At 39.4% G+C, this 15,886-nt stretch carries 16 protein-coding genes; 15 read left to right on the forward strand and 1 reads right to left on the reverse strand.

The genetic code is table 11. From position 1 onward, the window contains the following. Positions 1-381: 381 nt before the first annotated feature. The 15 genes from M5U24_RS03790 to M5U24_RS03860 all read left to right on the forward strand — a co-directional run bounded on the left by M5U24_RS03790 (position 382) and on the right by M5U24_RS03860 (position 15,595). Positions 382-1,086, forward strand: coding sequence for an O-antigen ligase family protein (locus M5U24_RS03790; RefSeq protein WP_298201627.1), 705 nt, complete (start codon positions 382-384; stop codon positions 1,084-1,086). A gap of 9 nt (positions 1,087-1,095) precedes the next feature. Further along, positions 1,096-1,890, forward strand: a complete 795-nt coding sequence (locus M5U24_RS03795) for a class I SAM-dependent methyltransferase (RefSeq protein WP_164994715.1) — start codon at positions 1,096-1,098, stop codon at positions 1,888-1,890. Continuing rightward, complete coding sequence (locus tag M5U24_RS03800) at positions 1,887-2,681, forward strand: polysaccharide deacetylase family protein (RefSeq protein ID WP_164994716.1); 795 nt, start codon at positions 1,887-1,889, stop codon at positions 2,679-2,681. The genes M5U24_RS03795 and M5U24_RS03800 overlap by 4 nt, the downstream gene beginning before the upstream one ends. 57 nt (positions 2,682-2,738) lie before the next feature. Next, on the forward strand, positions 2,739-3,281 hold the full coding sequence (locus tag M5U24_RS03805; protein WP_164994717.1) for a class I SAM-dependent methyltransferase: 543 nt from the start codon (positions 2,739-2,741) through the stop codon (positions 3,279-3,281). 92 nt (positions 3,282-3,373) lie between these two features. Continuing rightward, entirely contained in the window at positions 3,374-3,643 is a 270-nt protein-coding gene (locus tag M5U24_RS03810; RefSeq protein ID WP_230405763.1) for a hypothetical protein, read from the forward strand. Continuing rightward, positions 3,535-4,593 (forward strand): ISL3 family transposase, encoded by a 1,059-nt coding sequence (locus M5U24_RS03815; protein WP_298201628.1) that lies wholly within the window; start codon positions 3,535-3,537, stop codon positions 4,591-4,593. The genes M5U24_RS03810 and M5U24_RS03815 overlap by 109 nt, the downstream gene beginning before the upstream one ends. Before the next feature lie 415 nt (positions 4,594-5,008). Next, positions 5,009-5,932, forward strand: a complete 924-nt coding sequence (locus M5U24_RS03820) for a glycosyltransferase family 4 protein (RefSeq protein ID WP_298201611.1) — start codon at positions 5,009-5,011, stop codon at positions 5,930-5,932. 242 nt (positions 5,933-6,174) lie between these two features. Further along, a complete protein-coding gene (locus M5U24_RS03825) occupies positions 6,175-6,546 on the forward strand; it encodes a methyltransferase domain-containing protein (RefSeq protein WP_298201630.1) in 372 nt (123 codons plus the stop codon). Positions 6,547-6,628: 82 nt separating this feature from the next. Further along, positions 6,629-7,747, forward strand: a complete 1,119-nt coding sequence (locus tag M5U24_RS03830; protein WP_298201613.1) for a glycosyltransferase family 1 protein — start codon at positions 6,629-6,631, stop codon at positions 7,745-7,747. Between the two features lie 54 nt (positions 7,748-7,801). After that, positions 7,802-8,977, forward strand: coding sequence for a glycosyltransferase family 4 protein (locus M5U24_RS03835; RefSeq protein ID WP_164994721.1), 1,176 nt, complete (start codon positions 7,802-7,804; stop codon positions 8,975-8,977). A gap of 2 nt (positions 8,978-8,979) precedes the next feature. Continuing rightward, the gene (locus tag M5U24_RS03840) at positions 8,980-10,038 is read left to right on the forward strand and encodes a glycosyltransferase family 2 protein (RefSeq protein WP_169703789.1); all 1,059 of its coding nucleotides are present in this window, start codon (positions 8,980-8,982) and stop codon (positions 10,036-10,038) included. 74 nt (positions 10,039-10,112) lie between these two features. After that, positions 10,113-10,502 carry a four helix bundle protein gene (locus M5U24_RS03845; RefSeq protein WP_164994723.1) on the forward strand — a complete coding sequence of 130 codons (390 nt, stop codon included), beginning with the start codon at positions 10,113-10,115 and terminating at the stop codon, positions 10,500-10,502. 253 nt (positions 10,503-10,755) lie between these two features. Further along, complete coding sequence (locus M5U24_RS03850) at positions 10,756-12,621, forward strand: IS1634 family transposase (RefSeq protein WP_164994724.1); 1,866 nt, start codon at positions 10,756-10,758, stop codon at positions 12,619-12,621. 188 nt (positions 12,622-12,809) lie between these two features. Then, positions 12,810-13,676 carry a hypothetical protein gene (locus M5U24_RS03855; RefSeq protein ID WP_298201617.1) on the forward strand — a complete coding sequence of 289 codons (867 nt, stop codon included), beginning with the start codon at positions 12,810-12,812 and terminating at the stop codon, positions 13,674-13,676. A gap of 32 nt (positions 13,677-13,708) precedes the next feature. Further along, positions 13,709-15,595, forward strand: a complete 1,887-nt coding sequence (locus tag M5U24_RS03860; RefSeq protein WP_298201619.1) for a LamG-like jellyroll fold domain-containing protein — start codon at positions 13,709-13,711, stop codon at positions 15,593-15,595. Between the two features lie 107 nt (positions 15,596-15,702). Here M5U24_RS03860 and M5U24_RS03865 read toward each other — a convergent pair. Beyond that, a partial coding sequence (locus M5U24_RS03865) for a hypothetical protein (RefSeq protein WP_298201621.1) occupies positions 15,703-15,886 on the reverse strand: 184 nt, incomplete at its 5' end.

Raw genomic sequence — 15,886 nt, forward strand, 5'->3', positions numbered from 1 at the left:
AACGAGACTCAGTCATAGTATGTATATTTTTTTCTCTGGCCATGTTAATATGTTGGTTTATTTACGCGATCAGTATACATAATTTTGAGGGTTTATATGAGTTAAGAAGACTCATGTGCATGCCACTTGTTTTTGTACTCATGATTAATCTTATTAAAAATGAAGAGCAATTAAAATTTATTATTAAACTATTTATAGTTTGCATTGGTATAAAAAGCATTACTGGATTAATCACCGTTTTTATTTCCCGCAGTTTTGTTTTACTTTATCCAGGATGGGCGGAATCGACGTTTTTTTAACTGGGATCTTTTTTTATCTTGGTTTTAGAGATAATTGTCCAGGTGATCCGATTGTTAAATCTATGCGGTTTTTTTAATTCCTATATTTCTATGTTTTCTTTTTGCCACTCGTCGCACCATGTGGGGCTCTTTTATAATCACTATCTGTCTTTATTTCTTATTCTTGAAGAAAACCGGCAAGATGAAGTTTATCGGATTACTGATTCCGGCAGGTGTATTATTTGTTACTGCGGTACTTTTGAGTGATAATGAATCGAATACTGTTTTTTCATTATCAGGTGAAATAGAGTCCATGAAAAATCCTTTCGAGGCACATACCTTTATTCTTAGACAATGGGAATGGAAAAATGCCTGGGAATATATTAAGTTGAATCCTTTATTTGGAAATGGACTGGGGGCTGTGTTAAAACCCATAGTTGATTTCAAGTATGTTTCTAGAAATGACTTTACAAGCATACTCATTCATAACAACTATTTGTGGATTTGGGCAAAGATGGGATTGTTTGGGTTTATACCATTTTTGTTACTTACGTGTCTTTGTATTAAAAATACTTATCAATTATATGAGGAATTAGAAGATCCATATTATAGAAGTGTATTGTTAGGAATTTTCTTAAGCCTGATAAATTTTATCATCGCTGGCTTTATCTCCCCCTCAATGGCTGAAATCAAAATCAATGTATGGCTTGGGTTTGTTTTAGGGATCGTTGCGCTTTGCAATCGTTTTAAGAAATCGAAAAACTTAACAAATAAATATTTGAAGAATACTATATTTTCATGGAGATAATCAAAAATAATGTTTGATTCACATTCCAAAGCAAAGAAATATTTTGATAAAAACGTTGAAAACTATTGGAAGAGATCTGAGGCTCAAGTTAAGAACTTCAGTTCAATGATCTTTCAGAGACGAATAGATATCGTAGAAAACTTTCTTCGTCGTGTTCGAAAAGGAACGGTTTTGGATTTTGGTATGGGACCGGCAGTTTTCGGTTCTTCTTGTATTTCTCAAGGATTGCGCTATATCGGGATTGATATTTCACCTGAAATGGTTCAAAAAGCAAAAAGTCTGAATTTGCAAAATGCTGAATTTATGGTAGGAGATATCGACTTGCTTGGTGTTTTTCGAAATAAAATGGATGCAGTATTATGTATAGGTTTGCTTGATTATCTTGAAGATCCGGAACAAGGGATTTTGGCACTTGCTGATTGTGTCAAACCCGATGGTTACTTAATTCTTTCTTTCAGGAATCGTTTTTCGCTTCCTCGATACTTACGCGATGTGTTAAAAATTTCCTTGAGCGTATTTCATCAATGCAAATTGAGCTGGCAAAAGAAGGCGTTTTTTTCGGAAGTACATGAAAAGGCATTTGATTACTCTACGCAATTAAACCCAAAACTTGTCCATCTCGGATTTCGTGATTTCGAGGTTAATTATTTTAATTGTTCGCTTTTTTTCTTTAATTTTCCACTTCCCTCCTGGATTTGGAGGAAATGGCGTTGCTGGGATTCCCAATTGGCAAGTCAACGAACACGATTCTTGTGTTCAGGTGGTGTCATTGTCGCAAAAAGACGGCAAGGCGACATCCCATGAAATCGGTTTGGTTAATGTATCATGATGTTTATCGGGAAGAACCTTTACAAGGCATACCACGATCTGCCTCAATGTATCATGTGTCAGAAAAGATTTTCAAACAACATCTTTCGGTTATTATAGCGTCAGGTCGTAAGGTAATTACGATTACTGAGTTTCTTAAAGGCAATTTTGAAGATTCTGTGGTTTTAACTTTTGATGATGGATGGAGAGGGTCCTTTGAAATAGCAATGCCACTGTTACAGAAGTTTGGTTTAAAAGCAACCTTTTTTATTACAAAAGATTTTGTGGGACGTAAAGGTTTTTGCGACCGGGAAAATATTCTCCGTGCTGTAAGCGCTGGAATGGAGATTGGACTGCACGGTACAACACATCGTATGTTGGCTTCCTGTTCCAGGGAAGAAATTTTATGGGAATTTTATACCTGCAAACAGTTTCTTGAATCGCTTTTGGGGCAAAAAATAGACTCCGCTTCTTTGCCCGGCGGTGATTTGAACAGAATAATTATTGCATGCGCTAAAGAGGCCGGTCTTAAATCGTTATGTGCTTCAAGACCGGGTATTAATAAGATCGGGACATCCCTTTTCAACTTAAAAAGAGTTGCAATCAGAGAAAGTACATCTGCTTCTGAAGTTCAAAGATATTGTAATTATAATATTAACAAAGAGTTGATACGATGGGCTCTATTTCAAGTTCCTTATTTGTTGATGGGAAAGAAAAATTATGCCTATCTTCGCAGATGGCTACTAGGCGAAAGAAGAGGCGAAGGAGATATACTTTTCAAACCTTAATCCTTCCTTATTATTTGATGGAGTGTATTTGTGATATCAAAGAGCAAAATAATTAAAATGAGTGGGTATAGTAAACCTGAAGGTGAGACGCTATATTATCTACATAAGATATGTCTTGATGAATTGCGAAAATGCGAAAAAGGTAAGTTGTTAGAAATTTCTCCCGGACAATTACGGTTCTGGAGGCAAATTAAGGAATTAAATAAGTTTGAGTTGTATGGATGCGATATTGAGTGTAACGATGATTCAATAAAATACTGTAATCTGAATACAGATGATTTACCATATGATAATGCATTATTTGACGATGTTGTTTGTTGTGAGGTTATAGAACACATCCATAATCCCTGGAAACTTATAGCCGAGATGAAACGCGTACTGAAACCAGGCGGAAAGCTAATTATCTCTACTCCCAATATCTCAAAAATGTATGACCGTATTTTCTATTTGTTTAAAGGGTTTTTCCCTGGATTTCAATACGAAAGATACAATCATGCCATGCAACATATAAACCCGATAAATATTAAAGAAATGCTCTTGCTTTTAAATGAAAATGGGTTTGTGATTAACGATATAAAATATGGGTCTTCTCCCTACTGAGTGGGTAAAAATGAGCGAAAAAAGTCTTGCGACCCGCAATTAGAGGGAGTTTTCAGCTTGTTTTAGCGTCTAAAAATGTGATATAAAATCGCATGAGAAAAAAACGATCACTTTATGATGCATATCAGTTTTGTAGTTTTAAACCACAACACAAGGTATCAGGCGTTTTTGGCGACTCCAATGCCATGGTAATAAAGCTTACCCGACAGGGAAAAAAACCGTCTGCGGTAACTGCGGTAAAGTATACCGAACCATCTATGACCGCAAGAATAGGCGAGTGCGTGATCTTTCCAGCGGCAATAGGCGTGTATACCTTGAACTTGAGATTCGCCGGGTTTTCTGTATTTGCTGCAACAAGGTGAAGCAAGAGAAGCTGAAGTTCCTTGCGGATAATCCTTTCTACACCAAGCGCTTTGCCTTCTATGTTGGCAAGCGATGCAATACTCAGACGATTAAAGACGTTGCCGTAGAATTGCACCTGGACTGGAAGACTGTCAAGGAACTCGAAAAGCAGTACATGCGGGAGAAACTCCGCCGTGCCGGGAATCCTGGTCCAAAGGTAATCGGTATTGATGAAATTTCTATTCGTAAAGGTCACCGTTACCGTATCATAGTAAGCGACCTTGAGAGGAAGCGGGTGATTTGGTTTGGTGGTAAAGACCGTTCAGAAGAGAGCATGAACCTCTTCTACGACGAGTTAGGTGTGCACAAAACCAGGAAGATACGGCTTGCGGTTATGGACATGTGGAAGGCTTTTGAGAATGCCATCCGTTGTCGCGCACCACAGGCGGCCATCCTTTACGATAAATTTCATATCATAAAGCATCTGAACGACGCCTTAGACAAAGTGAGAAAGAGCGAATATGCCAGACTGAGTGGCAAAGATCGTAAGTTCATTAAAGGTCAGAAATACACACTTCTTTCTCATCGTGAAAACCTTACGGTAGAAGGGAGAAAGGCATTAAAGATACTTCTGACCGCTAATAAACGACTTAATACGGCATATGTCCTCAAAGAAACATTCGGACAGTTATGGAGCTACACGTCAGAGGCCTGGGCCAGAAAGTTTTTTGATAACTGGAAGGCCTCGTTAAAATGGCAACGGCTTAAACCCTATGAGGAGTTTGCAGAACTGGTTGAACGCCACTGGGATGGCATTGCCGCTTTATGCAAACCAGAAAATAAAGTTCCGCTAGGATTTGTCGAAGGGCTGAACAACAAAATCAGGGTCATTCAACGCCGAGCTTACGGTCTACGAGACGAAGAATATCTTCGACTCAAAATCTTGGCCTGCATGCTGCCTGATATCTAACACAAAGCAATTTTCGCTCATTTTTACCCACTCGATAGGAGAAGACCCTAAAATATAATGTAACAAAAAATATCAAAAACTATTTCCCAAGGGGTGGTTTGGCTATTGTGTTGCTCTTTTTGCTGTTAAAGGTGAATGATTTTATAGTCAGTGAAACTAATAACGATGAATATATTAATGCTATCACATTCAAGCGTCAATAACGCTTATCAAAAAAGATTAACAACTATTGCTAATCACGATTCTATAAAACTCACAGTGATTGTTCCTAAATCATATTATGAAGGTCGATTGCTTAAATCAAAAAAAAGTTTCCGATTATTATAACTTTATAAGATTACATGCTTTTTTTTCAAAGACAGGCAGACAGCATTTACATTTTTATTCTCCTTTCTCTTTATACAAAATTATTAAAATGACTAAAGCGGAAATAATACACTTAGATGAAGAACCGCAAAGTTTTATTTCATTTCTTACTATATTTCTTGCAAGATTAATTTCGAAAAATACAAAATTTATTTTGTACACAGCAGTTAATATCTTTAAAACACATAAAGAGTGGAGTTATTTTAGTTTGCAAAGATATTTGTATCCATTATGGGAAAAATATTCATTAGACCATAGTGACGCTATTTTGGCGTGCAATCATGAGGCAATTGACATTTTTAATAAAAAGGGTTTTAAAAGAAAAATATACTATGTGCCATTAACAATAGATGAAAACGTTTTTAAGAAAAAAGATTGTTATTACCTTAAAGCGAAGCTTAAATTAAACTATTTCACCATAGGTTTTGTAGGAAAAATAGAGATAAAGAAAGGTCTTGCTACACTATTTAAAGCTCTTCGTCTAATTTATAAGAAATATACTTTAATAATCATTGGTGAGGGTCCGGATAAAGAACTTCTTGTCAATTTGTCAAAACAGTTGAATATACAAGAGTATATCTTATGGCTAGGATTTGTTAATATGACTCAACTTCCTGATTATTATAGCTGTATGGATGCGTTAATTGTTCCTTCTGAAACAACTCCTGAATGGAGGGAACAATTTGGCAGAGTGATAATTGAGGGTATGGCATGTGAAGTACCCGTTATTGGTTCTTCGTCTGGAGAGATCCCAAATGTAATTGGTGATGCAGGCTTGATTTTCGAAGAAGGAAATGAAAAAGAACTTGCCGGGAAAATTTCAATTTTAATTGATAATAGTGAACTTAGGCAAAAACTGGGTGAAGCTGGAAGGAAAAGAGTTATAGAAAACTATACCAATAAAATAATAGCGAGCAAACTCATGTCTGTTTACAATGAAATAGCATCTGTAGAGATAAACACAAATGACTGAAAATAACAAAGCATTATCATTCCAGAAAGAATTTTATTCTAAGAGTAATTGGCTTAATCTTGCTGACTTAGAGTCAGGTGCTCATTTTTTAGAAGCAAAGCGATTTCTAAAAAAATAAATCCGGGATATTTTTGTGAGGTGGGTTGCGCTACTGCTCCATTATCTAGATATTTAAAGAATAGAGGTTGGATTTGTTGTGGTTTCGATATATCTAATGCTATTTATACCGCGAAAAAAATGGAATTAATGTATGCGAATGTGATCTGGCGACAACATGGCCTATAAAAAGCAATCAATTTGATGTGATTTTTTTGGGTGAATTTGTTGAACATATACTTGATACTGATTTTATTATGTGCGAATCATGGCGTATATTAAAAAATAATGGAAGCTTAATTCTTTCCACTCCTAATCTTGTTTCATTAGAAAATAGAATAAGAAGTATTTTTGGTTACCATCCAAGATTTATGGATTTTAGACTATCTGAGAATTCAATTGGACATTGTAGGTATTATACAATAACAAAACTTATCACACAACTTAAAGAAAATGGATTTGAGATTCTGAGTGCTAAAACAATCAATGCATCTCTAATGACCAAAAAAGGGAAATAAAGTTGCCTGGATTTTTTAACAAGATAGGTCTTGGGACAAATATTTTCGTTATAGCGAAAGCATTAAAAAATAAATAGAAGGCATGAATATTGGTATAAATGCATTATCGATAAGAAATCAATATGCTGGAATTGGTGTTTATACCATAAACTTAATTAAGGCCTTGTCCCAAATAGATAGGAACAACCGGTATGTGCTATTTTTAAATCCTGAGAATTACCATGGTTTCAAGGTCGAACAGGATAACTTTGAAAATGTGTTAGTGCATGCACCTTTCCATAAATATTACATCTGGGAACAGATTTATCTACCGTTCGTACTCAAGAAGAAAAAGATTGATATTTTACATGGTCCGAGAAATGTTTTACCTTTGCTTTGTAAGATTAAGTCGGTGGTAACCATCCATGACCTTGCCTTTCTCCTTTTCCCTGAAGTTATGAAGTTCAATCCATTTAATTACTGGTCTGTCTTTGTGAAACGAAGCGCCGTTAAGGCCGACCATATCATCTCTGTTTCTGAAAGTACGAAGAAGGATATTGTTCGCTTATATAACATCTCAGATCATAAAATAACCGTAACTCATGAAGCCTGTAATAATAGTTTTAAACGGATTGAGGATGAATCAGCATTAAAAAGGATTTCGCAAAAGTACGAGCTTCCTGAGAGATTTATTCTTTATGTTGGTACGATTGAACCAAGAAAAAATCTAAATGTAGTTCTCGAAGCAATGGATATTTTAAAAAAAAACAACCTTAATATTAAATTAGTTATTGTTGGAAAAAAAGGCTGGCTTTATGCCGGCTTCTTTGACACACTTCAAAGCCCGGGACTTGGGAATAATGTGATTTTTACTGGTTATGTTCCTGCCGAAGATTTGCCCGGGATTTATAATCTTGCCGAGATATTTGTTTATCCATCCAAATATGAGGGTTTTGGATTACCTCTTTTGGAGGCGATGTCCTGCGGTGTGCCAGTGATAGCAAGTAACATATCTTCGATTCCTGAAGTATTAGGCGATGCAGGTACTCTTGTAAGACCTGACGATCCTAAAGAATTTGCTCATAAGATTTATGAATTACTTACGGATAAAGAAATAAGGGTAAAAATGAGTTCTAAAGGATTTGAAAGGACAAAATCGTTTTCATGGGAAAAGGTTGCTCAAAAAACCTTGACGGTTTATGAAAATATTAATACAAAATAATGAAAAACAACTTGAGAAATCTTGAGGTAATCGAGAGGCTAAAAATATAAAGTAATGAAAGTAGCTCTTGTTGATCCGGTAAATAGTACCATTTTTTATAACTACTGCTTAATTGATGAACTCGCAAGGCAAGGGTGTTCTGTAGAATTTTTCACTGCAAATTTTATCTATGAAGAAGTATTTCCACCTGCTAACATTACATTTTGTGATACGTTCTTTAGGTATTCAAATAAGATAAAGATGCTTGCAAAGTATCATAAAGTTCGCCAAATGTTTAGGGCATTAGAATATCCTTTTAACTTAATAACCCTTATAAGATCTCTCGTTAAAGGAAAAGCGAATATTATCCATTTTCTGTGGTTGATAAACCCAACGGTCGAATACCTCATTATCAGGCTTTTGAGGCAGAAAGGTTTCCCGATTGTTTACACAGCACACAATGCCCTACCTCATGAATCAAGCGCTCGCCATGTTAATCAGTATAAAAGAATCTATAATGTTGTAGACCATATTATCTGCCTGACACAGTCGGTAAAGGACGAACTTGTTAATAAATTTCATGTCAGGAAAGAGAAAATATCTGTCATTGCTCATGGCGATTTTGATTTTATTATAAATCAAGTTAAATCTAACCAGGTATTTCATGCGGATATTTTTGAAAAGAAAAGCAGCAATTTTACCGTAACATACTTTGGACAGATTAGGCCCTATAAGGGATTGGAATATTTTATCAAGGCAATACCATACGTGATTAAGAAACATCCTGCATGTGAATTCCTGATAGCGGGAAAAGATTCAGGGGGGAACAAAGAGTATTACCTGAAGATGATCTGTGAAATGAATTTGGATAGTTATGTCAGTTGTGACTTTCGATATATACCCTTATCAGATTTGATAACTTATCTTAGGCAAACAGATATCGTTGTACTACCGTATATCGCGTCCTCACAAAGCGGGAACATTCCCATGCTTTCCAAGATGGGAATTCCTGTTATTGCGACTCGGGTGGGCGGTTTGCCTGAAATGATTGAAGAAGGCCGGAATGGTTTCCTTGTTCCACCTAAAGATGAAAAGGCTATAGCAGACGCAATATGTAAGCTTTTGAGTAATCCACCTTTATTGGAAAAAATGAAAGAAGACTCTGTAAATTATGCGAAAGAAGCTTTCTCGTGGAATAATATTGTAAAGAAAACAATAGAAGTTTATGAGAAGGTAGCAGGTGTTTCTTAACCATGAATACACATTTGTCGGATAACACTATATTCGATAATGCTTTCGTTACTATTATAATGCCAATCCGCAACGAAGCCTCATTCATTAATCGAAGCTTGGGGTCGGTATTGGCACAAGACTATCCACATAATCTGGTAGAAGTAATTATCGTTGATGGTATGTCAGATGACGGGACAATGGAAATTGTGCAAAGTATCATCAACAATTATTCACAAACAAAGGACAACAATGTGCCATCTCCCATTCATTCACCAATTACCTTGATTGATAACCCAAGTCGGATTGTACCCACGGGCTTAAATTCCGCCATCCGACATGCCAGGGGCGATATTATTATACGGGTGGATGGGCATGCAATAATAGATACAGATTATGTGCAACAATGTGTAAAGGTGCTAAAGGATACCGGTGCGGAATGTGTAGGTGGACCTATGGTAACCGTAGGCGAAACCTGGTTGGCTTGTGTCATTTCACTGGCACAAAGTTCGTTTTTCGGTGTGGGGGGGGTTGCCTTCCGCACAGGGCGCAGACAGGGATGTTATGTGGATACGGTAGCCTTTGGCGCATACCGACGCAATGTGTTTAATCGTATCGGTGGTTTTGATGAAGAACTCGTGCGCAACCAGGACGATGAGTTTAATTTTCGTCTTACACAGTCTGGTGGGAAAATCCGGATGGATCCCTCTATTCGGTCTGTATATTACAGTCGGTCCAGCCTGCGTGGTCTTTGGAAACAGTATTTCCAGTACGGATTTTACAAGGTGCGTGTCATTCAAAAGCGGGGTGCTGTGCCATCCTGGCGTCACCTGATACCCGCGGTATTTGTATTGAGCTTGTTTTTGACCATTTTCATGGCGTTGTTTACCTTCAAACCTTTATGGGGAATTGTAGTAATCGGACCTTATACAGGTGCTAATCTTATCGCATGTTTGTGGGTAGGACGGAGGAATTTGCGAGTCTTAACTATATTGCCCGTGGCATTCCTCATTCTGCATCTATCTTACGGTCTGGGTTTCCTGTGGGGAATTTGGTATTGGCGGCGTAGGAGGGTTGGGTAGAGTAGAGTAAGTAGAGTAAGCAGAGTAAGTTAAGTAAGTTAAGTAAGTTAAGTATGTTGGGGGAGTTGAGTGAGTTGAGTGAGTTAAATGAGACAAAATCGACATTTGAGACTTTGGAGGTCTGGAAGAAAGCAAGAGAGTTAAGAAAGGAAATTTCAATACTAACGAAGGCATTGCCATCTGATGAAAGGTTCCGGTTAGCTGACCAACTGGTAAGGGCTTCAAGGTCTGTAACAGCCAATATTGCTGAAGGACATGGAAGGTACCATTTCCAGGAAAATATTCAATTTTGCCGTCAGGCCAGAGGTTCTCTTTATGAAGTGCTGGATCATCTGACAGTCGCTTTAGATGAAAATTACATTTCTGAAGAGGAATTCAATATATTGAAGACAAAAATATTTGTTGTTATTAAGATATTAAATGGCTATATCAGCTATCTGAAGAAACGGAAGGGAATGGAGTAAGTTGAGTAAGTTGGGTAAGTTGAGTGGGTAGAGTGAGTTAAGTAGGTTGCGCTAGTTGCGCGATGTATAAGAAAAACCATCTTTACTTACTTAACCCAACTTCGACAAATTTACCCTGAAAAAGGCAAGAAATTGAGCGTATAATAGTCGTAACCTATTGGTATGGTTGAATGTTGCTTTCGGCGTTTAATGTAGTGCCTGAATATTATTGTTTATGCTTGCGGCGCCATTGCTTACATGGTAAAATACCGGTGTGTTTATCCGTGAAAAGATCAAAAAAGTGAATGGCGGGAAGAGCTACATACAACACCAACTCATCGAATCCATTCGCACCCCTTCAGGGCCAAGACAGCAAATAGTCTTAAACCTTGGGCAGCTTAGTCTGCCCGAGGAGAAGTGGAAGACCCTTGCCAATTGCATTGAAGGATTTTTAGCAAATCAAAAAACGTTGTTTCCTCAAGATCCTGAAATAGAGGCGAAAGCAAGGCATTATGCCAGCCAGATAAGACAGGAGCGGTTGGACAGGGCGCAAGAACGTATTACCGGCGGTGAATCAGCAGGGGAAGAACCTGCTCAATACGAGCACGTGAATATTAATTCCCTGATAACAAATGATGCAAAGACCGTAGGCGCCGAACACGTGGCCATAAGCCAAATGAATGAATACGGGTTTGATAAGATATTGCAAGGGCTTGATTTTACAGATGACCAGATTGCCTATTCCAAGATGCTCATTGTGGGGAGAATGGTTCATCCCGGCAGCGAGCGTGATACCGTGCGATGGCTTTCTGAAACAAGCGGGGCGGGAGAGCTGTTGGACTCCGGGGTTAAACTGTATGATAAAGCGCTGCATCGCGCGGCAGTCTTGCTTTGGGAGAATCATGCCGCCATAGAGCAAGAGTTGTCAAAGCGGGCGCGAGAGATATTTTCCCTTAAAGAGACGGTGATTTTATATGATTTAACAAATACCTATTTTGAGGGTAGCAAAAGAGGGAGTAAGGTGGCCCGGCGCTACAAATCAAAAGAGAGCCGTAATGATTGTCCGTTAATTACGCTATCCCTTACCGTTGATGAAGAGGGATTTCCCAAGCAGAGCAAGGTTTTTGAGGGCAATGTGTCGGAGCCTGGTACCCTAAAAGATATTTTGGATGGATTAAAAAAAGAAGACGGTATGTTTTCAAATGATAGAACGATTGTTATGGACGCGGGGATAGCAACGGAAGAGAACATTGCGCTTATCAGGAAGAACGGCTATAAATATGTGGTCGTCTCGCGCAAGAAATCTTTTGAAGATACTTTTTGGCCTGAAACGGACGAAGAGAAGATTATGTTATCAGACGGGAAAACAACGTTGGGCATGAAATTAGTCCGTACTGAAGAAGAGGCATTCCTTTTATGCCACAGCGAGGCAAAAGAGGCAAAAGAGAAGTCCATCCTTTCCCTGAAAGAACAAAGGTTTGAAGAGGCGCTCTCGGCAATAAAAGAAGGATTAGAGAAGCCAAAAAGACAGAAAAAATATGATACGATCATAGAGAGGATAGGCCGGTTAAAAGAACGCTACAAGGTGGGCAATTTATATACGATCAAAGTGGAACAGACGGATGGCAAAGCGACCGATATCAAATTTAAGAAAAATGCTCAGGCGCAAGCAAAGGAAGAAGCCATAGGCACGTATGTATTACGGACAAACCGACTTGATCTTAGCGGGGAAGAGATATCAAAGCTCCATAGGTCGTTGAGTACTGTTGAGGAAAGTTTTAAAACAATGAAAGGCAACCTTGGTTTACGGCCAAACTTTCACCACACAGATACCCCAACCATTGCCCACGTGCATGTCACTGTATTGGCCTATCACATACTTGCCGGGATATTAAAAAAGCTAAGAACCGCAGGGGTTCATTATAATTGGAATACGATTCGTAATATCCTTGCCACCCATATAAGGGTAACAACGACCATGAACACAAAGGACGGCTGCGTTATTGACGTCAGAACCTGCACAGCGCCCACGGAAAAGCAGCACACGATTTACAATAAACTACAAATTAAACATACACCATTAGGCAGAAAAAATATAAAATCACCCATGAAAACTCAAAGATGTAGTGCCGAAAAATGAAGGACTAAAGTCGTATCACATTGGCAATAAAAGAGATACGATTTCTGCTTGTCGAAGTTGGGTTAACAAACTTAACAAACTTAACAAACTTAACAAACTTAACAAACTCAACAAACTTAACTCACTCTACCTTTATTCTGATGAATAAGACTATGATAAGAAGACTAATGTTTGGGTCGTTGTTTATAATGAATTTCATAGTACTGGGTTGCCATGGGTCTCTTCAAAAGACCAACCCATCAACACTGTCGATCGAGTTCAATGAAAACAATATTCCACAGAAGGTTAACGCCCCTGACGATCAGTCCACAGGGAACGAGCAGGAAAGATTTCGAAAGGATAATCCGTGGACGGGTAAGGTAACAATACGAAAGGACAAGGCAATTCTTGTGGATGGTGAACCGTTTTTCCCTTTTGGTTTTTATGCCGCTGACGAGCTTGGCAAACTGGAGATGATGAGCAGGTATGGGTTCAATAGTGCCATATGTGCAGGGGACGTATACGCAGAGCCGGCAAAAATGGAAAGCTATCTCAATGCTGTGCATTCTCTTGATATGAAGGCAATGCCTGGTGCTTATGACAGGGATATGCACCATAAAACAAAAAGCACTTCCCCTGGGGCTGAGGAACTAATAAGGGAAAGGATTACAACACTGAAAAATAATCCAGGAATATTCTCCTGGTACATTGCAGATGAACCGGATGGTAATCAAATACCATTTACGACGATTGATCGGCTGGCAAATATCGTCCGAAGCTGCGATGCGAACCATCCTGTATCTCTGGTTACCCTTTCCTCAAGCTGTGATCCATACGCAAAAGCAAGCGATATTCACATGAATGATCCGTATTATCCCATGTGGCGTCCCAACCTCTCTACGGTGAGGGCATATATTGATTCTGGCATTGGATCGGCAGATGGCAGGAAACCGTATATAGCTGTGTTGCTCGGCGCCTTTCATGATGAAAAAGGCAAAGATCTCCGATGCCAATCCTACCTTGCCATAGTCCGGGGGCAAAAGGAATTCTCTTTTTCTCGCTCCAATACGTTTTGAACCATCCGGATGTTTGGAGGGAATTTCGACATTTGGGGAGGGAGATTGATGATTTTAGTCCTGTTATATTCTCCCCTGATGCCGCCGAGAGGATAACGGTGGATGCCGATCCGATTAATCCTGATATAGTACTAAAAAAATATCAGGGGAAATATTACCTTATTGCAGTGAATTACCAGCGTGCCGGGCTTACGGCAAAATTTGACCTTTCGGGTCTTTCTGTGAAGCCGGAGATCGAGGTACTTTATGAGGATAGGAAAATAACACTTGAGAATAACCAATTTTCAGACACCTTTGCCGGCTACTATGTGCATATCTATCGTATTTACCCTGCTATAGCAGGCCATGGAAAAACCGGAAGTAAACCGCCGGAAATTGCGGGTCTCAGGCCCAGACCAGGCGAAACAATCACCCTTGCTGCCCCAATGATCAAGGCCTCATTTCGTGAGGGAAATGACGGGACTGGTATTGACCCGGATTCGGTTACGGTAGAGGTTGACGGCAAAGTAGTTGGACCTGACAACGGACTTGTGATCAACATGAAAGGTGTTAAGAATGGGATCTCCTATATTCCCAAAGTCGATCTGGCCAGGGGTCGTCATACCGTTGTGGTCAGGGGAAAAGACCTTTCCGGAAGGGTCGCCTCCAGAAGCTGGTCTTTTACTACTACGAACTACCCTATCCCCTTTATTGAAAAATTTGACAAGTCGAGTCGTGCCTGGTCTCCTGCAAGTGGGGACTGGGAGGTAAAAGATGGCGCTTATATGGTTGATGCTACAGGCACAGAGGCTTTGTCTTATGTACATGATATCAATCTCATAGGAAACTATTCATTGTCCTTTTCTGCAAAAGCCTCTTCATTTAACGAAGATTCGGCAATCCTCCTATGGTTGAACGAGTGTTTCTATCCGGCGCTCTTTAAGATATGGTTTGACCGGATGAATGGATACCTGTCAAGAATAAATGATAACCCGCATGCCAGCGGATCTGTTGGTTCTCTGCAATCCGGAAGCTGGTACCAGTTTACCGTGTTAAGAAAAGGGCGAAACATCAACTGCCTTGTCGATGGAAAACACGTCTTCAGCTACTATGTACCATACTCCGGTGACGGTGGTGGGTTTGCCATTGGTGCACGAAATGCCCGGGTTGCTTTTCGTGATGTCGTGGTGAAAAGATTAATAGATCCCATTGCAGAAGAGGATGAGTCTGCGATGCCGGTACAGAAAGCGACCAGCCAGAAGGAAGACAGTAATACCATAGTGCAAAATGAAACTTATCTGGAAGAAGATAAGGATACTGCACTGCACCTTGTTTTTACCAGTCCTGAAGTGGTGGAAAGGGCTGGCGGCATGATAAGGGGGAGGGGGACGTTTGTTACAACCAGAGCAGGCAAGGCGTATCAGCCACTGGAACAAAATGCATGTCTTATGTTTCCTGACAAACATGGTTTCCCAATTGAAAAGGGGACGCTGGAGCTTATTGTCAGTGATGCAGGTATTGCCGCTTCTTGCGATGCAGATCCTACCCTTGTTCATTTCTTTCAGGAGGAAAACAGACAGGTATTCTTACGCATAAACGGAGGGAGGCTCCAGTTTATTGTCTATGCCTGGGCAGGATCCTGGATTTGCACGAAGCAACGAATACCCGTTTGGCTGTTGGGGACAATACATCATATTGCTATTACCTGGGAAGGAACCAGGGCCAGGGCCTTTGTCGATGGTAAAGAGATGGAGGTGGAAAGCCGTGAAAGGCCTGGAATAATTGCGGCTATCCCTTTGACGGGTAAATCGACTATTTTTCTCGGCAATAATGAGAAAGGGAATGCCCCTTCTCCTCTCGCAGTGCTTGAAATGCGGCTATCCCGCGGAGTTCGTTACGAAAAACCTGAAGATTTTACGGGTTTGGGGTTTTTACCATAAGACTGTTGCTACAAATTATAGAAATCGCATGGTTAATTTGGTAGAGGAGGGTGAGTGGGTTGAATTGGTTGGGTGGGTTGACTGAAATGGAAGGGAAACATCTTTACCTACTTAACCCACTTAACATTTATACTCTGTTTGGTTGAGTGGGTAAATGGAAATAAATTGGATAAAATTATTCTGAGCGTATAAAGAATTATGACCGCAGACGAAAAGAGTTCTAAGAAAAAAGGATGAGATATGACTGATTTTTTGCCTTTTGCCCTGCCGGATATTGGTGAAGATGAGATC

It is taken from the genome of Candidatus Kuenenia sp. (assembly GCF_027493735.1).
GTDB classification, from domain to species: Bacteria; Planctomycetota; Brocadiia; order Brocadiales; family Brocadiaceae; genus Kuenenia; species Kuenenia stuttgartiensis_A.

Excerpts from the sequence above, each read along its gene's own strand:
- M5U24_RS03795 (WP_164994715.1), top strand. The coding sequence starts at position 1,096 with ATGTTTGATTCACATTCCAAAGCAAAGAAATATTTTGATAAAAACGTT.
- M5U24_RS03840 (WP_169703789.1), top strand. The coding sequence starts at position 8,980 with ATGAATACACATTTGTCGGATAACACTATATTCGATAATGCTTTCGTT.
- M5U24_RS03810 (WP_230405763.1), top strand. The coding sequence starts at position 3,374 with ATGAGAAAAAAACGATCACTTTATGATGCATATCAGTTTTGTAGTTTT.
- M5U24_RS03805 (WP_164994717.1), top strand. The coding sequence starts at position 2,739 with ATGAGTGGGTATAGTAAACCTGAAGGTGAGACGCTATATTATCTACAT.
- M5U24_RS03855 (WP_298201617.1), top strand. The coding sequence starts at position 12,810 with ATGAATTTCATAGTACTGGGTTGCCATGGGTCTCTTCAAAAGACCAAC.
- M5U24_RS03830 (WP_298201613.1), top strand. The coding sequence starts at position 6,629 with ATGAATATTGGTATAAATGCATTATCGATAAGAAATCAATATGCTGGA.
- M5U24_RS03820 (WP_298201611.1), top strand. The coding sequence starts at position 5,009 with ATGACTAAAGCGGAAATAATACACTTAGATGAAGAACCGCAAAGTTTT.
- M5U24_RS03800 (WP_164994716.1), top strand. The coding sequence starts at position 1,887 with ATGAAATCGGTTTGGTTAATGTATCATGATGTTTATCGGGAAGAACCT.
- M5U24_RS03835 (WP_164994721.1), top strand. The coding sequence starts at position 7,802 with ATGAAAGTAGCTCTTGTTGATCCGGTAAATAGTACCATTTTTTATAAC.